At 70.5% G+C, this 18,448-nt stretch carries 16 protein-coding genes; 14 read left to right on the top strand and 2 right to left on the bottom strand.

Annotation, left to right across the window (positions count from 1 at the left end; translation table 11 throughout):
- The first annotated feature begins 127 nt into the window (after positions 1–127).
- On the top strand, positions 128–1,339 hold the full coding sequence (ftsY, locus tag AB0Q90_RS33865; RefSeq protein WP_363162361.1) for a signal recognition particle-docking protein FtsY: 1,212 nt from the start codon (positions 128–130) through the stop codon (positions 1,337–1,339).
- An 83-nt stretch (positions 1,340–1,422) separates the two neighbouring features.
- Here ftsY and AB0Q90_RS33860 read toward each other — a convergent pair whose 3' ends face one another.
- A complete protein-coding gene (locus AB0Q90_RS33860) occupies positions 1,423–2,079 on the bottom strand; it encodes a bifunctional DNA primase/polymerase (RefSeq protein WP_363162360.1) in 657 nt (218 codons plus the stop codon).
- 458 nt (positions 2,080–2,537) lie between these two features.
- Here AB0Q90_RS33860 and AB0Q90_RS33855 point away from each other — a divergent pair, with 458 nt between their 5' ends.
- The 6 genes from AB0Q90_RS33855 to ftsH all read left to right on the top strand — a co-directional run bounded on the left by AB0Q90_RS33855 (position 2,538) and on the right by ftsH (position 12,183).
- Complete coding sequence (locus tag AB0Q90_RS33855) at positions 2,538–4,016, top strand: hypothetical protein (RefSeq protein WP_363162359.1); 1,479 nt, start codon at positions 2,538–2,540, stop codon at positions 4,014–4,016.
- Between the two features lie 325 nt (positions 4,017–4,341).
- A complete protein-coding gene (locus AB0Q90_RS33850; protein WP_363162358.1) occupies positions 4,342–5,682 on the top strand; it encodes an ammonium transporter in 1,341 nt (446 codons plus the stop codon).
- The gene (locus tag AB0Q90_RS33845; RefSeq protein WP_003997576.1) at positions 5,679–6,017 is read left to right on the top strand and encodes a P-II family nitrogen regulator; all 339 of its coding nucleotides are present in this window, start codon (positions 5,679–5,681) and stop codon (positions 6,015–6,017) included. Before AB0Q90_RS33850 ends, AB0Q90_RS33845 begins: the two co-directional genes overlap by 4 nt.
- A 26-nt stretch (positions 6,018–6,043) precedes the next feature.
- Positions 6,044–8,503 carry a [protein-PII] uridylyltransferase gene (locus AB0Q90_RS33840; RefSeq protein WP_363162357.1) on the top strand — a complete coding sequence of 820 codons (2,460 nt, stop codon included), beginning with the start codon at positions 6,044–6,046 and terminating at the stop codon, positions 8,501–8,503.
- A gap of 84 nt (positions 8,504–8,587) precedes the next feature.
- Complete coding sequence (gene ffh / locus AB0Q90_RS33835) at positions 8,588–10,138, top strand: signal recognition particle protein (RefSeq protein WP_363162356.1); 1,551 nt, start codon at positions 8,588–8,590, stop codon at positions 10,136–10,138.
- Positions 10,139–10,242: 104 nt separating this feature from the next.
- On the top strand, positions 10,243–12,183 hold the full coding sequence (gene ftsH / locus AB0Q90_RS33830) for an ATP-dependent zinc metalloprotease FtsH (RefSeq protein ID WP_363162355.1): 1,941 nt from the start codon (positions 10,243–10,245) through the stop codon (positions 12,181–12,183).
- A 27-nt stretch (positions 12,184–12,210) separates the two neighbouring features.
- Here the strand turns inward: ftsH and AB0Q90_RS33825 are convergent, their stop codons facing one another.
- Positions 12,211–13,068 (bottom strand): SAM-dependent methyltransferase, encoded by an 858-nt coding sequence (locus AB0Q90_RS33825; protein ID WP_363162354.1) that lies wholly within the window; start codon positions 13,066–13,068, stop codon positions 12,211–12,213.
- 198 nt (positions 13,069–13,266) lie between these two features.
- Here AB0Q90_RS33825 and proS point away from each other — a divergent pair, with 198 nt between their 5' ends.
- The 7 genes from proS to rplS all read left to right on the top strand — a co-directional run bounded on the left by proS (position 13,267) and on the right by rplS (position 18,420).
- On the top strand, positions 13,267–14,679 hold the full coding sequence (proS, locus tag AB0Q90_RS33820; protein ID WP_363162353.1) for a proline--tRNA ligase: 1,413 nt from the start codon (positions 13,267–13,269) through the stop codon (positions 14,677–14,679).
- 260 nt (positions 14,680–14,939) lie between these two features.
- Entirely contained in the window at positions 14,940–15,542 is a 603-nt protein-coding gene (locus tag AB0Q90_RS33815; protein ID WP_363162352.1) for a hypothetical protein, read from the top strand.
- A gap of 269 nt (positions 15,543–15,811) precedes the next feature.
- Positions 15,812–16,231: a 30S ribosomal protein S16 gene (gene rpsP, locus AB0Q90_RS33810; protein WP_363162351.1), complete on the top strand. Its 420-nt coding sequence runs from the start codon at positions 15,812–15,814 to the stop codon at positions 16,229–16,231.
- 5 nt (positions 16,232–16,236) lie between these two features.
- A complete protein-coding gene (locus AB0Q90_RS33805; protein WP_115744409.1) occupies positions 16,237–16,476 on the top strand; it encodes an RNA-binding protein in 240 nt (79 codons plus the stop codon).
- 84 nt (positions 16,477–16,560) lie between these two features.
- Positions 16,561–17,103, top strand: a complete 543-nt coding sequence (rimM, locus tag AB0Q90_RS33800; RefSeq protein WP_363162350.1) for a ribosome maturation factor RimM — start codon at positions 16,561–16,563, stop codon at positions 17,101–17,103.
- A complete protein-coding gene (trmD, locus tag AB0Q90_RS33795) occupies positions 17,103–17,936 on the top strand; it encodes a tRNA (guanosine(37)-N1)-methyltransferase TrmD (RefSeq protein WP_363162349.1) in 834 nt (277 codons plus the stop codon). The genes rimM and trmD overlap by 1 nt, the downstream gene beginning before the upstream one ends.
- Positions 17,937–18,069: 133 nt before the next feature.
- Positions 18,070–18,420, top strand: a complete 351-nt coding sequence (gene rplS, locus AB0Q90_RS33790) for a 50S ribosomal protein L19 (protein WP_363162348.1) — start codon at positions 18,070–18,072, stop codon at positions 18,418–18,420.
- The last annotated feature ends 28 nt before the right edge of the window (positions 18,421–18,448 follow it).

The following is an 18,448-nucleotide window of genomic DNA, read 5'->3' as shown; positions in this document are numbered from 1 at the left end:
GGCAGCGCCGCGTACCGGGGCCCGTGTCCTGTCGCGGCCCACTGCGGGCCGGCCCGGCCCGGCGGGGTCCGCGGCCCCGTATACGCAGCGAACGGCCGAGCGGTAGGTCACGCATACTGGCCTTGTTATGGAAATCGTCATCCTTGCTGTAGTCATCGCCGTGGTCGTGCTCGGTGCGCTCGGCGGGCTCGTCGTCGGCAGCCGGCGCAAGAAGCAGCTGCCCCCGCCGCCCCCCGCAACGCCCGACATCACCGCCCCTCCGGCCGAGCCGCACGTCGGCGACGAGGCCGAGACGCCGCGCGACGAACCGCGCCGGACGATAGAGGAGGTGGACCTTCCCGACGGCTCGGCCCCGGTCGCCGTCGAGGAACCGCCCGTCGTCGAAGAGCTCCCGCCGACCGAGATCGAGGTCCCGGAGCCCACCGCCGGCCGCCTCGTCCGGCTGCGCGCCCGCCTCTCCCGCTCCCAGAACGCCCTCGGCAAGGGCCTGCTCACGCTGCTCTCGCGCGAGCACCTCGACGAGGACACCTGGGAGGAGATCGAGGACATCCTGCTCACCGCCGACGTCGGCGTGCAGCCCACCCAGGAGCTGGTCGAGGGCCTGCGCGAGCGCGTGAAGGTGCTCGGCACCCGTACGCCCGCCGAGCTGCGCGGCCTGCTGCGGGAGGAGCTGCTCAAGCTCATCGGCACCGACATGGACCGCACGGTCCGTACCGAGCCCGAGGACCGCAAGCCCGGCATCGTGATGGTCGTCGGCGTCAACGGCACCGGCAAGACCACCACCACCGGCAAGCTGGCCCGGGTCCTCGTCGCCGACGGCAACACCGTCGTGCTCGGCGCCGCCGACACCTTCCGTGCCGCCGCCGCCGACCAGCTCCAGACCTGGGGCGAGCGCGTCGGCGCGCACACCGTGCGCGGGCCGGAGGCCGGCGACCCCGCCTCCGTCGCCTTCGACGCGGTGAAGGAGGGCAAGGAGCTGGGCTCCGACGTCGTCCTCATCGACACCGCGGGCCGTCTGCACACCAAGACCGGTCTGATGGACGAGCTCGGCAAGGTCAAGCGCGTCGTGGAGAAGCACGCGCCGCTGGACGAAGTGCTGCTCGTGCTGGACGCGACCACCGGGCAGAACGGTCTCGTGCAGGCCCGGGTGTTCGCCGAGGTCGTCGACATCACCGGCATCGTGCTCACCAAGCTCGACGGCACGGCGAAGGGTGGCATCGTGGTCGCCGTGCAGCGCGAGCTGGGTGTGCCGGTCAAGCTGGTCGGTCTGGGCGAGGGCGCGGACGATCTGGCGCCGTTCGAGCCGGAAGCCTTTGTGGATGCGCTTATCGGAGAGTGACTCCGCGGCTTGCCGGAGAGTGACTCCCACGCCGATTGCGAGAAGCGCCCGCCCCCAAGGTGCAGTTGGGGACGGGCGCTTCGCTATGCGCGCGACCGATGGGCGACGTACGCCAGCGTCCCCAGCAGCAACCGCGCCGCCGGCGGCTTCGTCGCCGAGTCCAGGGCGGGGGAGCGCAGCCAGCGGACCGGGCCCTGGCCGCCGCGGTCGGAGGGCGGGGCCGTGATGTACGTACCCGGGCCCAGGCCGCGCAGGTCGAGGGAGGTCGGGTCGTCCCAGCCCATGCGGTAGAGCAGCTCGGGCAGCTCGGCGGCGGCGCCGGGGGCGACGAAGAAGTGGGCGCGGCCGTCGGGGGTGGCGGTCACCGGCCCCAGGGGGAGGCCCATCCGCTCCAGCCGGGCCAGTGCGCGGCGCCCGGCCGGCTCCGCCACCTCGATCACGTCGAACGCCCGCCCGACCGGCAGCATCACCGAGGCGCCGGGGAACTCCGCCCAGGTCTTGGTCACCTCGTCGAGCGTCGCCCCGGCCGGGACGTGGGGCGCGAAGTCCAGGGGGTGGGCGCCCGGCTCGGGGCAGTCCGGGCGGCCGCAGGAGCAGACACCGGCCGCCGCCCGCGCGCCCGGCACGACGTCCCAGCCCCACAGGCCGGTGAACTCGGCGACGGCGGTGCACTCCGACGAGCGACCGCGTCGGCGCGTGCCGGAACGGATCTCGCGGATGCCGGCGATCGTGAAACCCATGCCCCCTCCAACGGGTCCGACGCGCCGGTGGTTACGACGCGGATGCGGATCGTGACCCTGTGTGTTCACCCTGTGCGTTCTCGGCCCCGGTCCCACACGGTCCGGGTGGCGCTCGGAAGCGCCCGGGGTGGTGCGCTCGGCGGCGTGCGCCCCGAAGTGCACCGCTCCGCCCACTTCCGGTCGTCCTATGTCAAGTGAATCGTGTGGAGGCGACCGTGAGTTCATTCGAAGGGGTGGCGAATGGTGGCGTTTCCGGGATCGCCATGGCTGGAGGGGTGATCGTAGGATTACTTTGAGTGCACGAGTCCTGGGGGCACATGCACTTGTGGGTATGCCGGAGGCAACTCGGCTTTCCGTTCGAAGGGTGAGAAGTACCGGACGGGCAGCCGTATTTACCGGCATTCTGATAGGGGTTGGCGCACTCGGTGACAAGTGGTCCAAGGGATGGGGGCGTTCCAGTGAGCGGCAACGGCGGAAGCGGCACGAACGCTACGAACGCTGACAAGCGCCCGAACGAGCTGCTCACCTCCTGGTTTGTGCGCAGCGGCTGGTCGAAGGGCGAACTCGCCCGCCAAGTGAACCGCCGGGCCCGCCAGTTGGGCGCCAATCACATCTCCACGGACACCTCGCGGGTGCGCCGCTGGCTGGACGGCGAGAATCCCCGCGAACCGATCCCGCGCATCCTGTCCGAGCTGTTCTCCGAGCGGTTCGGCTGTGTCGTCTCCGTCGAGGACCTGGGCCTGCGCGCCGTACGCCAGTCACCGTCGGTGTCCGGCGTCGACCTGCCCTGGACCGGCCCGCAGACCGTCGCTCTGCTCAGCGAGTTCTCGCGCAGCGACCTGATGCTGGCGCGGCGCGGCTTCCTCGGGACCTCGCTGTGCCTGTCCGCGGGCCCGTCCCTCATCGAGCCCATGCAGCGCTGGCTGGTCCCCGTCCCGCCGGCCCCGCACACCGAGCCCGAGCCCGTCGGACGCCGCGGCGGCCGGCTCTCCAAGCCCGAGCTGGAACTCCTTGAGTCGACCACCGTGATGTTCCGCCAGTGGGACGCCCAGTGCGGCGGCGGCCTGCGCCGCAAGGCGGTGGTCGGCCAGCTGCACGAGGTGACGGACCTCCTTCAGGAACCCCAGGTCGAGGCCACCACCAAGAAGCTGTTCAAGGTCGCCGCCGAGCTCGCCGAACTGGCCGGCTGGATGTCGTACGACGTCGGGCTCCAGCCGACCGCGCAGAAGTACTTCGTCCTCGCCCTGCACGCCGCCAAGGAGGCCGGCGACCGGCCGCTCGGCAGTTACGTCCTGTCCAGCATGAGCCGCCAGATGATCCACCTGGGCCGGCCCGAGGACGCCCTGGAACTGGTCCACCTCGCCCAGTACGGCAGCCGGGACTGCGCGAGCCCGCGCACCCAGTCGATGCTGTATGCGATGGAGGCCCGCGCGTACGCCAACATGGGCCAGCCCGGCAAGTGCAAGCGGGCCGTGCGGATGGCCGAGGACACCTTCGCCGAGGCCGAGGAGTGGGACGAGCCGGACCCCGACTGGATCCGCTTCTTCTCCGAGGCCGAACTCCACGGCGAGAACTCCCACTCCTTTCGGGACCTCGCCTATGTGGCCGGCCGCAGCCCGACGTACGCCTCCCTCGCCGAGCCCCTCATGGAGCGGGCCGTGGACCTCTTCGCCAAGGACGTCGAGCACCAGCGGTCGTATGCGCTGAACCTGGTCGGCATGGCCACCGTGCACCTGCTCCAGCGCGAGCCCGAGCGCAGCGCCGGCTATGTCACCGAGGCCATGAAGATCGCCAAGAAGGTCCGCTCCGAGCGCGTCAACACTCGTATCCGAAAGACGGTCGACACGGCCGTACGCGATTTCGGTGATCGGCACGAGGTCGTGGACCTCACCGACCGGCTCGCCGTGGAGCTGCCCGAGACCGCAGAGGCGGTCTGACACACCGCTTTGAACCCTTGAGCCCCGGCCGCGGCCGGCCCTCCCGAACTGCCCGACTCGGCTCCCCCATGCCAGTCATTCGGAAGGCCGCCCGCGGCCGGTTCTGTTCCTTCAATGAAGGTTGCGCCACGATAACGATCCGAGTGCCGCACATCAGGCAGTTCACCGATGCGTAACACCCATGGCGCCTTCGTCACGGCGGCGAAACAACGAGGGGCTTCCACCGAAACCGCGCTGCGCCAATCTCATGGCGCATAACCGGCCCACCCCTCAATCCGCTCAGGCTTCGCCCGCACGGGGCCGTACCAACGACGAGGAGACGCCGATGGCACCAGCCATCACGCTTGCCGCAGAGACGGAGCTCTCTGCCGCCAACACAGGCTTTATGCTCATCTGCTCCGCCCTGGTGATGCTCATGACCCCGGGACTGGCCTTCTTCTACGGAGGCATGGTCCGCGTCAAGAGCACCCTGAACATGCTGATGATGAGCTTCATCAGCCTGGGGATCGTCACCATCCTGTGGGTGCTGTACGGCTTCTCCATGGCGTTCGGCACGGATTCCGGCAGCATCATCGGATGGAACTCCGACTGGGTGGGCCTCAGTGACATCGGCCTGACGGAACTCTGGGACGGTTACACGATCCCGATCTTCGTCTTCATGGTCTTCCAGCTGATGTTCGCGATCATCACGCCCGCCCTGATAAGCGGTGCCCTGGCCGACCGTGTGAAGTTCTCCGCCTGGGCGCTGTTCGTCGCCCTGTGGGCCACGGTCGTCTACTTCCCGGTCGCGCACTGGGTCTGGGGCGCCGGCGGCTGGGCCTTCGAGCTCGGTGTGATCGACTTCGCCGGTGGTACCGCCGTCCACATCAACGCCGGTGCCGCGGCGCTCGGCGTCATCCTGGTCATCGGCAAGCGCGTCGGCTTCAAGAAGGACCCGATGCGCCCGCACAGCCTGCCGCTGGTCATGCTCGGCGCCGGTCTGCTGTGGTTCGGCTGGTTCGGCTTCAACGCCGGTTCGTGGCTCGGCAACGACGACGGCGTCGGCGCGCTGATGTTCGTCAACACGCAGGTCGCCACCGCCGCCGCCATGCTGGCCTGGCTGCTCTACGAGAAGATCCGCCACGGCGCGTTCACCACGCTGGGCGCCGCCTCCGGCGCGGTCGCCGGTCTGGTCGCCATCACCCCGTCCGGTGGTGCGGTCTCCCCGCTCGGCGCGATCGCCGTCGGTGCCATCGCCGGTCTGCTCTGCGCCATGGCCGTCGGCCTGAAGTACAAGCTCGGCTACGACGACTCGCTCGACGTCGTCGGCGTCCACCTGGTCGGCGGTGTCGTCGGCTCCCTGCTCATCGGCTTCTTCGCCACCGGCAAGGGCCAGTCCGACGTCGAAGGCCTCTTCTACGGCGGCGGCCTGGACCAGTTCTGGAAGCAGTGCGCCGGCGTCTTCGCGGTCCTCGGCTACTCGCTGGTCGCCTCCGCGATCCTCGCCTTCCTCCTCGACAAGACCATCGGCATGCGGGTCCCCGAGGACGACGAGGTGGCCGGCATCGACCAGGCCGAGCACGCCGAGACCGCATACGACTTCAGCGGGGCCGGCGGTGGTGCCGCCCGCACGACCGCCGTCCCGGCCCCGGCCGCTGACGCCGCGAGCAAGAAGGTGGACGCATGAAGCTCATCACCGCAGTCGTCAAGCCCCACCGGCTCGACGAGATCAAGGAAGCCCTCCAGGCCTTCGGCGTCCACGGTCTGACGGTCACCGAGGCCAGCGGCTACGGTCGTCAGCGGGGCCACACCGAGGTCTACCGCGGTGCCGAGTACACCGTCGACCTGGTCCCGAAGATCCGCATCGAGGTCCTGGCCGAGGACGACGACGCCGAGCAGCTGATCGACGTCATCGTCAAGGCCGCCCGCACCGGCAAGATCGGTGACGGCAAGGTCTGGTCCCTCCCGGTCGAGACGGCCGTACGGGTCCGCACCGGCGAGCGCGGCCCGGACGCGCTCTAACAGAAAAGAAGGACAGGAGTCGCTGGGTGACGAGTACGGACGTGCGGAAAGAAGCAGTTGACTCGGGACCCAGCGGCTATGCGGCGGCCCGGCTGCGCCTCCTCACCGAGGGGGCGCGGTCCGGGCCGCCGCGCCGTGCAGCCCTCGCGGAACTGACCGACGACTGGCTCACCGGCCTGTTCGCCGCCGGGGCCGAGGGCGCGCGCGGGGTCTCCCTGGTCGCCGTCGGCGGCTACGGCCGCGGCGAGCTGTCCCCGCGCAGCGATCTCGACCTGCTGCTCCTGCACGACGGCGGTGACACCGGCGCCGTCGCCGCGCTGGCCGACCGGATCTGGTACCCCGTATGGGATCTCGGCCTCGCCCTCGACCACTCCGTGCGCACGCCCGCGGAGGCCCGCAAGACCGCCGCGGAGGATTTGAAAGTCCAACTCGGTCTCCTGGATGCCCGCCACATCGCGGGCGACCTCGGTCTGACCGCCGGACTGCGCACGGCCGTCCTCGCCGACTGGCGCAACCAGGCGCCCAAGCGCCTGCCCGAACTCCAGGAACTGTCCCTGGAGCGCGCCGAGCGCCAGGGCGAGCTCCAGTACCTCCTGGAACCCGACCTCAAGGAGGCCCGCGGTGGCCTCCGCGACGCCACCATCCTGCGCGCCGTCGCCGCCTCCTGGCTGGCCGACGCCCCGCGCGAGGGCCTCGACGACGCCCGGCGCCGGCTGCTCGACGTACGCGACGCGCTGCACCTGGCGACGGGGCGCGCGACCGACCGGCTCGCGCTCCAGGAGCAGGACCAGGTCGCCGCCGAACTCGGCCTGCTCGACGCCGACACGCTGCTGCGGCAGGTGTACGAGGCGGCGCGGGTCATCTCGTACGCCAGCGATGTCACGTGGCGTGAAGTGGGGCGCGTGCTGCGGTCGCGCGCCGTGCGGCCCCGGCTGCGCGCCATGCTGGGCGGCGCCAAGCCCACCGCCGAGCGCTCCCCGCTGGCCGAGGGGGTCGTGGAGCAGGACGGCGAGGTGGTGCTCGCCCGCGCCGCGCGCCCCGAACGCGACCCCGTGCTCCCCCTGCGTGCCGCGGCAGCCGCGGCGCAGGCCGGACTCCCGCTCTCCCTGCACGCCGTACGGCGCCTGGCGGCCACCACGCGCCCCCTGCCCACGCCCTGGCCCGCCGAGGCCCGTGAGCAGCTGGTCACCCTGCTCGGCTCCGGCCACCCGACCGTGGAGGTCTGGGAGGCACTGGAGGCCGAGGGCCTGATCACCCGGCTGCTGCCCGACTGGGAGCGGGTGCGCTGCCGGCCGCAGCGCAACGCCGTCCACATCTGGACCGTCGACCGGCACCTGATCGAGACGGCCGTCCGGGCCTCCGAGTTCACCCGGCGCGTCCACCGCCCCGACCTCCTCCTGGTCGCCGCGCTGCTGCACGACATCGGCAAGGGCTGGCCCGGCGACCACTCGGTGGCCGGCGAGATCATCGCCAAGGACGTCGCCGCCCGCATCGGCTTCGACCGCGAGGACGTCGCCGTACTCGCCGCTCTCGTCCGGCACCATCTGCTGCTCGTCGACACCGCCACCCGGCGCGACCTGGAGGACCCGGCCACGGTGCGCTCGGTCGCGGAGGCGGTCGGCACCCAGTCCACCCTGGAGCTCCTGCACGCCCTGACCGAGGCGGACGCGCTGGCCACCGGGCCCGCCGCCTGGTCGTCCTGGCGCGGCTCCCTCGTCGCCGACCTGGTCAAACGCGTCTCGGCCGTGCTCGCTGGGGATGTCCCCGAGGAGCCCGAGGCCGCCGCGCCCACCGCCGAGCAGGAGCGGCTCGCCATCGAGGCGGTCGCGACCGGCAGCCCGGTGCTGTCGCTGCGCGCGCAGACCGAGCCGCCGACCCCCACGGACGATCAGCCCTCCGTCTCGGGCGACCCCGAGCCGCTCGGCGTGGAGCTGCTGATCGCCGTACCCGACCAGCCGGGCGTGCTGCCCGCGGTGTCCGGGGTACTGGCGATGCACCGGCTGACCGTCCGCACGGCGGAACTGCGCGCCCTGGACCTCCCGGACGGCGTCGAGGGCTCCGTCCTGCTGCTGAACTGGCGGGTCGCCGCGGAGTACGGCTCCCTGCCCCAGGCCGCCCGCTTGCGCGCGGACCTCGTCCGGGCGCTGGACGGCTCCCTGGACATCGCGGGGAGGCTGGCGGAGCGCGACGCGGCCTATCCGCGGCGGCGGGGCGTTGTCGCGCCCCCCGCGCGCGTGTCCGTCCACCCGACCGCCTCCCGCCTGGCCACGGTCATCGAGGTACGCGCCCAGGACGCCCCGGGCCTGCTGTTCCGGATCGGCCGGGCTCTGGAGGACGCGAGCGTGCGGGTGCGGAGCGCGCATGTGAGCACGCTGGGTGCGAATGCCGTGGACGCCTTTTACGTGACCGGGCCGGAGGGGGCCCCTCTGCCGGGCGGCGAGGCGGCTTCCGTGGCGCGGAAGCTGGAGGAGACGTTGCGGGGGTGACCGGGGGATCCCGGCTACTTGTGCCGCCGGGATACCCTGGAGGGCGATTCCCAGCACCCACCGACCCCGAGGACCGCGAGCGCCGTGTTCGATACTCTCTCCGATCGCCTCTCAGCGACTTTCAAGAACCTGCGCGGCAAGGGACGGCTCTCCGAGGCGGACATCGACGCCACCGCGCGCGAGATCCGCATCGCGCTCCTCGAAGCCGACGTCGCCCTGCCGGTCGTCCGGACGTTCATCAAGAGCGTCAAGGAGCGTTCGCTCGGTGCCGAGGTCTCGCGGGCGCTGAACCCGGCCCAGCAGGTCCTGAAGATCGTGAACGAGGAGCTCGTCACGATCCTCGGCGGCGAGACCCGTCGTCTCCGCTTCGCCAAGCAGCCGCCGACCGTGATCATGCTGGCCGGTCTGCAGGGTGCCGGTAAGACCACCCTCGCGGGCAAGCTCGCCCACTGGCTGAAGGAGCAGGGCCACTCGCCGCTGCTGGTCGCCGCCGACCTCCAGCGCCCGAACGCCGTGAACCAGCTCAGCGTCGTCGCCGAGCGCGCCGGTGTCGCGGTGTACGCGCCGGAGCCGGGCAACGGCGTCGGTGACCCGGTCAAGGTCGCCAAGGACTCCATCGACTTCGCGAAGTCCCGGGTCCACGACATCGTGATCGTCGACACCGCCGGCCGCCTGGGCATCGACCAGGAGATGATGCAGCAGGCCGCGGACATCCGGGACGCGGTCAGCCCCGACGAGATCCTCTTCGTCGTCGACGCGATGATCGGTCAGGACGCGGTCAACACCGCCGAGGCCTTCCGCGACGGCGTCGGCTTCGACGGCGTGGTGCTCTCCAAGCTCGACGGTGACGCCCGTGGTGGTGCGGCCCTGTCGATCCGGCAGATCACCGGCAAGCCGATCATGTTCGCGTCGAACGGCGAGAAGCTCGACGACTTCGACGCGTTCCACCCTGACCGGATGGCCTCCCGCATCCTCGACATGGGTGACCTGCTCACCCTGATCGAGCAGGCGGAGAAGACGTTCAGCCAGGAAGAGGCCGAGAAGATGGCCTCCAAGCTGGCGTCCAAGAAGGGCCAGGACTTCACCCTGGACGACTTCCTGGCCCAGATGGAGCAGGTCAGGAAGATGGGCAGCATCTCCAAGCTGCTCGGCATGCTTCCCGGCATGGGCCAGATCAAGGACCAGATCAACAACCTCGACGAGCGGGACGTCGACCGCACGGCCGCGATCATCAAGTCGATGACCCCGGCCGAGCGCCAGGAACCGACGATCATCAACGGCTCGCGCCGCGCCCGTATCGCCAAGGGCTCCGGTGTCGAGGTCAGCGCGGTCAAGAACCTGGTCGAGCGGTTCTTCGAGGCTCGCAAGATGATGTCCCGCATGGCTCAGGGCGGCGGCATGCCCGGTATGCCGGGGATGCCGGGCATGGGCGGCGGTCCCGGCCGCAGCAAGAAGCAGCCGAAGAAGGCCAAGGGCAAGCAGCGCTCCGGCAACCCGATGAAGCGCAAGCAGCAGGAGCAGGAGGAGGCCGCCCGGCGCGCGGCCGCGGCCCAGGGCGGCGCCTTCGGTGTGCCGGGCCAGCAGGCTCCGCAGGACTTCGAGCTGCCGGACGAGTTCAAGAAGTTCATGGGCTGATCGGGCCCCGCTCCACGTCGCCGGGGGCGCCCCTTGTCACAGGGGGCGCCCCCGGCGTCGTATGCGCACATGCTTGCGTGGCTTTCGTGTCGTAACGTCCCGATATGACCAACCCTGCGCCGCCGCGTAAGTCGCCGGACCAGCCCTGGCGTACCGAGGGGACCCCGGAGGAGCCGCCGAAGCCGTCGAAGGGCGGGCGCAGGCCGCGGGGCGGTTGGTGGGGGCTGATCGCCACCGCGCTGATCGTGTTTGTGATCGCCAATGTCGTGCTGTCCTTCATCGACGACGGCAACGAGCCGACGATCTCGTACACGGAGTTCAGCAAGCAGGTCGACGACGGCAACGTCAGCAAGATCTACGCCAAGGGCGACGCGATCCAGGGCCAGCTGAAGAAGGAGCAGGACAACCCCGGGGGCGACGGGAAGTACACCAAGTTCAAGACGGAGCGGCCGACCTTCGCGGACGACCAGCTCTGGGAGGACCTGACCAAGAACGACGTCACCGTCACCGCGGAACCGGTCGTGCAGCAGCGCAGTTTCCTGTCGAACCTGCTGATCTCGCTGGCGCCGATGCTGCTGCTGATCGTGCTGTGGATCTTCATCGCGCGGCGGATGAGCGCGGGCATGGGCGGCGCGGGCGGGATGCTCGGCCGCAAGGCGCCGCCCAAGCCGGTGGAGCTGGAGCCGGGGCAGAAGCGCACGACGTTCGCGGACGTGGCCGGTATCGACGAGGTCGCGGGTGAGCTCAATGACGTCGTTGACTTCCTGAAGAACCCCGACGCCTATCGCAGGATGGGCGCCAAGATGCCCCGGGGCGTGCTGCTGGCGGGCCCGCCCGGCACCGGGAAGACGCTGCTGGCGCGGGCGGTGGCGGGGGAGGCGGGGGTGCCGTTCTTCTCGGCGTCCGCCTCGGAGTTCATCGAGATGATCGTGGGTGTCGGTGCCTCGCGCGTGCGTGAACTGTTCGCCGAGGCGCGCAAGGTGGCGCCGTCGATCATCTTCATCGACGAGATCGACACCATCGGGCGGGCCCGGGGCGCCGGTGCCGGGATGGGCGGGCACGACGAGCGCGAGCAGACGCTGAACCAGATCCTGACGGAGATGGACGGCTTCTCGGGCTCGGAGGGTGTGGTCGTGGTCGCGGCCACCAACCGTGCGGACGTCCTCGACCCGGCGCTGACCCGGCCGGGCCGCTTCGACCGGGTGGTCAATGTCTCGCCCCCGGACCGCGGCGGCCGGAAGGCGATCCTGGAGATCCACACCCGTGAGATCCCGCTCTCCGAGGACGTCGATCTCGGCCAGGTGGCGCGTACGACACCGGGCATGACCGGTGCGGAACTGGCCAACCTCGCCAACGAGGCCGCCCTGCTCGCGGTCAAGCGCAAGCAGGAACGGGTGACCCAGGGCGATCTGTCGGAGGCGCTGGAGAAGGTGCAGCTGGGCGCCGAACGGCCGCTGGTGATGCCCGAGGAGGAGCGGCGCAGAACGGCGTACCACGAGAGCGGGCACGCCCTGCTGGGCATGCTCCAGCCGGGCGCCGACCCGGTCCGCAAGATCACCATCGTGCCGCGCGGCCGGGCCCTGGGGGTGACCCTGTCGACGCCGGAGTCGGACAAGTACGCGTACACCGAGGAGTACCTGCGCGGCCGGATCATCGGCGCCCTTGGCGGGATGGCGGCCGAGCAGGTCGTCTACGGCGTGATCACCACGGGCGCGGAGAGCGACCTGGAGCAGGTCACCAACATCGCCCGCGGCATGGTCGCGCGCTGGGGCATGAGTGAGCGGGTGGGCAGGCTGTCGGCGCTGCCGAACGACGCCCAGCAGGCCTACGGGCTCGCGGCGGCCCCGCAGACGCTGGATGTGATCGAGGGCGAGATGCGGCGGATCGTCGACGACTGCTACGAGGAGGCCTGCCGCAAGCTGCGCGACCACCGCGGCCAACTGGACGCGCTGGCAGAGGCGTTGCTGGAGAGCGAGACCCTGGAGGAGGCGGACGCGTACCGGGTCGCCGGGATCACCCGCCTGACGAAGGAGACGGACGGCTAGGCCGGCCCGGCGCGCCGGGACCCGCTTCTAGGGCACGCGGGCGATCAGATACCGGAACACGTTCGGCATCCACACCGTCCCGTCCCGCCGCTGGTACGGGTGGAGCGCCTCCGTCAGTTCCTTGTCCACCTGCGCCCGGTCCGTCGCGGAGATTGCCGCGTCGAAGAGGCCGGTCGACAGCAGTCCGCGTACGGCGTTGTCCATGTCGGCGTACCCGAAGGGGCAGGCCACCCGGCCGGAGCCGTCGGGCCTGAGGCCGGCCCGTCCGGCGACCTCCTCCAGGTCGTCGCGAAGGGCGGGGCGCCAACTGCCCGTGCTGCGCAGTGGATCGGCCAGTTTCGTGGCCACGCGCAGTACGGACGACGTGGTGCATCGTTCCGGCGGACCCCAGCCGGCCAGCACCACGGGCGCCCCGCGCTCGGCGAGCGGCTTCGCCCCTACGAGCAGCCCGCCGAGTCCCTCCGAGTCGCCCGCGAGGCACCCGATGGGCTCGAAAGCGGTCACCAGGCTGTACGCGGGCGTCTCCGCGTCGGCCGCGTCCATGGGTGAGCCGTAGACCAGCCGGGTGTCGGCACGCGCGCGTGTACCCCACGCCTCGGGCAGCAGTCGCTGCCGGGCGAGTTCCAGTCGTTCGCGGGAGCGGGGTTCGACACCGGTGACCGCGGCCCCGCGCGCCGCCGCCATCAGCAGGGCGAGCCCCGATCCGCAGCCGAGGCCCAACAGGCGTGTGCCGGGGCCCACTTCCAGCCGCTCGTAGACGGCTTCGTAGAGCGGTACCAGCATCCGCTCCTGGATCTCGGACCAGTCACGCGCGCGTGCCCACAGGTCCACACGGGGTGTCGGTCCCGTATGAGACAGGTGTTGCCGCACGAGCGTAGGTGTCATCGAAAGCGCCCCAATCCGCCGAGAGTTGCCGCTGTACCCGATTCCGTAGCCCCCGTGACGTGCGCTCGTTCTTCCCCCGTATGCCAGGAAACTCCGCGCTCGACCCGGCGTCCAGGGGTTGTCGGGCGCGGCTTGTGGCTTGCCCGTGCGTGTGACGAGAATTCACATCCCGGCAACGTCGGCCCGTACGATCGCGCCATGGCGAAAGCACCCGTTCTCACGCCGCGGGCAGAAGACTTCCCGCGCTGGTACCAGGATCTGATCAACAAGGCCGAGCTGGCCGACAACGGCCCGGTGCGCGGCACCATGGTGATCCGACCGTACGGGTACGGGCTGTGGGAGCGGATGCAGGCCGAGATGGACGCCCGCATCAAGGAGACGGGCACCCAGAACGCGTACTTCCCGCTGCTGATCCCGCAGTCGTACCTCACGCGCGAGGCCGACCACGTCGAGGGGTTCGCCCCCGAGCTGGCGGTGGTCACGCACGGCGGCGGCAAGGAGCTGGAGGAGCCGGCGGTCGTGCGGCCCACCTCCGAGATGATCATCAACGACTACTTCTCGAAGTGGGTGCAGAGCTACCGGGACCTGCCCCTGCTGATCAACCAGTGGGCGAACGTGGTGCGTTGGGAGCTCAGGCCCCGGCTGTTCCTGCGCACGACGGAGTTCCTGTGGCAGGAGGGCCACACCGCGCACGCCACGTACGAGGACGCCCGTGACTTCGCGGCGCACATCCACCGCAAGGTCTACGAGGACTTCATGGTGAACGTCCTCGCCATGGACGTGGTCCCCGGCCGCAAGACGGTCAAGGAGCGGTTCGCGGGGGCCGTCAACACCCTCACGCTCGAAGGCATGATGGGCGACGGCAAGGCGCTGCAGATGGCCACCAGCCATGAGCTGGGCCAGAACTTCGCCAGGGCCTTCAACACCCAGTACCTGTCGAAGGACGGCACGCAGGAGCTGGTGTGGCAGACCTCCTGGGGCTCGACCACCCGCATGATCGGCGCCCTGGTGATGATGCACGGCGACGACAACGGCCTGCGGGTCCCGCCGCGCCTGGCGCAGACCCAGGTCGTCGTTCTCGCGATCAAGGGTGACGAGGCGGTTCTGGCCAAGGTCCGCGAGATCGGTGATCGACTGAAGGCGGCGGGCGTCCGCGTCCAGGTCGACGAGCGCACGGACACTCCCTTCGGGCGCCGCGCGGTCGACTGGGAGCTCAAGGGTGTGCCGGTCCGGATCGAGATCGGGCCCCGCGACCTGGAGAACGGCACCGCGATGCTGGCCCGGCGCATCCCGGGCGGCAAGGAGCCGGTGGCCGTCGACTCCCTCGTCCAGTTGCTCCCCGGCGTCCTGGAGGAGGACCAGGCGCTGCTGCTGGAGCAGGCCCGAGAGCGCCGCGAGTCCCGTACGAGCGAGGTGTCGACGATCGAGGAGGCGGTCGAGGCGGCCGCCACCGGCTGGGCGCGCATCCCCTGGGCCGATCTCGGCGCGGAGGGCGAGGCCAAGCTGGCCGAGCACTCGGTGACCGTACGGTGTCTGGTCGCCGAGGACGGGTCGGTGCCGGAGGACGAGGACGCCCCCGGTAACGTCGCGATCGTCGCGCGCGCTTACTGAGTACAAGGGGTGGGGCGTGAGAGCGACCGAAAGGCCTCTTGCGCCCCTGCCGGACACTGTCACCCCGGCGTGCGGATACGGCGTACGCGCCGGTGCGTACGTCAGACTACGCACCGGCTTGGTATGAGCTGCGAGGCTTCTCCGCAGATCGGCGCACCCGCCCTCGTCGGGACGCATCAGCGGCAACTGACGGGTACGTGCAAATTATTTGGGATGGCCCGGAATCGGAACACACGGGCACTCCGGCTCGTTGTCATTACGTGAGCACGACACAGACACCACCTGTTCTCGCCGCAGAGCTGGCGCAGGCGTGGGCCGATATTCAGCGGCACCACCCCGAGCTGCCGGATCTTGCCGCGCCTGAGTCCCTGATCGGGGAGTCGTCGTCCGCGTGCGGACACGAGCTCTCCTTCGAGCGCCTGCTCCACGAGGCGGTGCACGGCATCGCCGCCGCCCGCGGAGTGCGCGACACCTCCCGTGCCGGCCGCTACCACAACCGCAGATTCCTGGCCATCGCCGAGGAGCTGGGCCTGGACCATCCCGAGGAGCCGCACCCGAGCAGCGGTTTCTCCCTGGTCACGCTCAACCCCGAGGCCAAGCGCCGCTACCGACCGACCATCGAACGCCTCCAGCGGGCCCTGAAGGCCCACACCGCGGCCACCTCCGCGGACACGGCCCGCACCTTCCGCGGCCCGGCCGCCCGCCACGGCTCCTCCGGCGGCGGCGTCCGCGTCAAGGCCGTGTGCGACTGCGGTCGCAACGTCCGCGTCGTCCCGTCCGTCCTGGCCCAGGCGCCGATCGTGTGCGGCGGGTGCGGAAAGCCGTTCCGGATCCCCGAGGTGGTGGGAGCGGCGGCGAGCTGAGGCTGCGGCTGCTCGTGGCAGTCGCAGCAGCGGGCCGCGCACCCGACGTACGGTCACCTCCACGCCGGGTGCGCCTCAGCCCTGCCCGCTCGCCCGACCCTCGGTCCGACGAGACCCGCAGGGTGTGGCACAATGGCTAGCTGTACTCGACAGCCGCACAGGACCCCTCTCTCCTCCGGCTGACGCGTCCATCGGGCACTCGGGTACCGCAACCCCACGCGGCAATCTCGCCGTGCCCAACCACGTCAAAACCAGGAGAACCCACTCCCGTGGCAGTCAAGATCAAGCTGAAGCGTCTGGGCAAGATCCGTTCGCCTCACTACCGCATCGTCGTCGCCGACTCCCGCACCCGTCGTGACGGTCGTGCGATCGAGGAGATCGGTCTGTACCACCCGGTGCAGAACCCCTCGCGCATGGAGGTCGACGCCGAGCGCGTGGCGTACTGGCTCTCCGTCGGCGCCCAGCCGACCGAGCCCGTGCTCGCCATCCTCAAGAAGACCGGCGACTGGCAGAAGTTCAAGGGCGAGCCCGCCCCGGCGCCGCTGCTCCAGCCGGTCGAGAAGGCCGCGCGCCCCTCGTTCGAGGCCCTGAGCGGCGACGACGAGGGCAAGGGTGAGGCCATCACCCAGAAGAAGAAGGCCGAGAAGAAGGACGAGGCGGCCGCCGAGTCCGAGTCGACCGAGGCCTGAGCAGCATGCTCGAAGAGGCGCTTGAGCACCTCGTGAAGGGCATCGTCGACAACCCTGACGATGTGCAGGTCGCCTCGCGCAACCTGCGCCGCGGGCAAGTGCTTGAGGTCCGGGTCCACCCCGACGACCTCGGCAAGGTGATCGGTCGCAACGGCCGCACCGCGCGCGCCCTGCGTACCGTCGTGGGCGCCATCGGCGGCCGCGGTGTCCGCGTCGACCTCGTCGACGTCGACCACGTCCGCTGACGCCAAACGCAGCACCGGCTCGGGCCGGGGAGGGCCACTGGGCCGTCCCCGGCCCGTAGTCGTTACGACAGGAGATCTTCGAAAGTGCAGCTCGTAGTCGCACGGATCGGCCGCGCCCACGGGATCAAGGGCGAGGTCACCGTGGAGGTACGTACCGACGAGCCGGAACTCAGGCTCGCCCCCGGCGCCGTACTGGCCACCGATCCCGCAGCCGTCGGCCCGCTCACCATCGAGACCGGCCGGGTACACAGCGGGCGGCTGCTGCTGCGCTTCGAGGGCGTGCGCGACCGCACCGCCGCCGAGGCCCTGCGCAACACCATCCTGATCGCCGAGGTCGATCCGGAGGAGCTGCCGGAGGACGAGGACGAGTACTACGACCATCAGCTCATGGACCTGGACGTGGTGACCAAGGACGGCGTCGAGGTCGGCCGGATCACCGAGATCTCGCACCTGCCCTCGCAGGACCTGTTCATCGTCGAGCGGGCCGACGGCAGCGAGGTGATGATCCCGTTCGTGGAGGAGATCGTCACCGAGATCGACCTCCAGGAGCAGAAGGCCGTCATCGACCCCCCGCCGGGGCTGATCGACGACCGGGCCGAGATCGACTCCACGCGGGAAGAGTCGTAATGCGCCTCGACGTCGTCACGATCTTCCCCGAGTACCTGGAACCCCTGAACGTCTCCCTGGTCGGCAAGGCACGCGCGCGCGGGCAGCTGAACGTCCAGGTGCACGACCTGCGCACCTGGACCTACGACCGCCACAACACGGTCGACGACACGCCCTACGGCGGCGGCCCCGGCATGGTCATGAAGACCGACCCCTGGGGCGAGGCGCTGGACTCCGTCCTGGCGGACGGCTACGAGACGGGCTCCCACGGGCCCGCGATCGTCGTCCCGACGCCCAGTGGCCGGCCCTTCACCCAGGAACTCGCCGTCGAGCTCTCCGAACGCCCCTGGCTGATCTTCACGCCGGCCCGCTACGAGGGCATCGACCGGCGGGTCATCGACGAGTACGCGACCCGGCTGCCGGTCTACGAGGTGTCCATCGGCGACTACGTCCTCGCCGGCGGTGAGGCCGCCGTACTCGTCGTCACGGAGGCCGTGGCGCGGCTGCTGCCCGGTGTCCTCGGCAACGCCGAGTCCCACCGCGACGACTCCTTCGCGCCCGGCGCCATGGCCAACCTCCTGGAGGGGCCCGTCTACACCAAGCCGCCCGAGTGGCGCGGCCGCGGTATCCCGGACGTGCTGCTCAGCGGTCACCACGGCAGGATCGCCCGCTGGCGGCGCGACGAGGCCCTCAGGCGTACGACGGCCAACCGGCCCGACCTGATCGAGCGCTGCGACCCCAAGGCCTTCGACAAGAAGGACCGCGAGATGCTCTCCATCCTCGGCTGGGCGCCGGATCCGGAGGGTGAGCAGCACGGTCGATTTTGGCAGCGGCCGGAGGCCGTGGAAGAATAGGTCGCTGTTGTGCGCCGTCCGGCGTGCGCCCCTGCCACAGGGGGACACGACGCCCGTCCCGACGCGAACAGCATCCTCTTGAAAAACTAGCTCCCGCCTATGACCTGTGGCATGGGCGAAGAAAGCAGACGAAATGTCTCACCTGCTCGACTCCGTCGACGCCGCGTCGCTGCGCAGCGACGTCCCGGCCTTCCGCCCGGGTGACACCGTCAACGTCCACGTCCGCGTCATCGAGGGCAACCGCTCCCGTGTGCAGCAGTTCAAGGGCGTTGTGATCCGCCGCCAGGGCGCCGGTGTCCGCGAGACCTTCACGGTCCGCAAGGTCTCCTTCTCCGTCGGCGTCGAGCGCACCTTCCCGGTGCACACCCCGATCGTGGAGAAGATCGAGCTCGTCACCCGTGGTGACGTGCGTCGCGCCAAGCTGTACTACCTCCGTGACCTGCGCGGCAAGGCCGCGAAGATCAAGGAGAAGCGCGACAGCTGAGCGCTTTCCGGACGTCACAGCGGGGCCG

Origin of the sequence: Streptomyces sp. NPDC079141 (genome assembly GCF_040686775.1) — a bacterium.
GTDB lineage: Bacteria > Actinomycetota > Actinomycetes > Streptomycetales > Streptomycetaceae > Streptomyces.
The sequence above is the reverse complement of the archived record's forward strand: the minus strand, read 5'-3'. Positions and strand labels throughout refer to the sequence as shown.

Excerpts from the sequence above, each read along its gene's own strand:
- ftsY (WP_363162361.1), top strand. The coding sequence starts at position 128 with ATGGAAATCGTCATCCTTGCTGTAGTCATCGCCGTGGTCGTGCTCGGT.
- AB0Q90_RS33860 (WP_363162360.1), bottom strand. The coding sequence starts at position 2,079 with ATGGGTTTCACGATCGCCGGCATCCGCGAGATCCGTTCCGGCACGCGC.
- AB0Q90_RS33850 (WP_363162358.1), top strand. The coding sequence starts at position 4,342 with ATGGCACCAGCCATCACGCTTGCCGCAGAGACGGAGCTCTCTGCCGCC.
- AB0Q90_RS33845 (WP_003997576.1), top strand. The coding sequence starts at position 5,679 with ATGAAGCTCATCACCGCAGTCGTCAAGCCCCACCGGCTCGACGAGATC.
- ftsH (WP_363162355.1), top strand. The coding sequence starts at position 10,243 with ATGACCAACCCTGCGCCGCCGCGTAAGTCGCCGGACCAGCCCTGGCGT.
- AB0Q90_RS33825 (WP_363162354.1), bottom strand. The coding sequence starts at position 13,068 with ATGACACCTACGCTCGTGCGGCAACACCTGTCTCATACGGGACCGACA.
- proS (WP_363162353.1), top strand. The coding sequence starts at position 13,267 with ATGGCGAAAGCACCCGTTCTCACGCCGCGGGCAGAAGACTTCCCGCGC.
- AB0Q90_RS33805 (WP_115744409.1), top strand. The coding sequence starts at position 16,237 with ATGCTCGAAGAGGCGCTTGAGCACCTCGTGAAGGGCATCGTCGACAAC.
- trmD (WP_363162349.1), top strand. The coding sequence starts at position 17,103 with ATGCGCCTCGACGTCGTCACGATCTTCCCCGAGTACCTGGAACCCCTG.
- rplS (WP_363162348.1), top strand. The coding sequence starts at position 18,070 with ATGTCTCACCTGCTCGACTCCGTCGACGCCGCGTCGCTGCGCAGCGAC.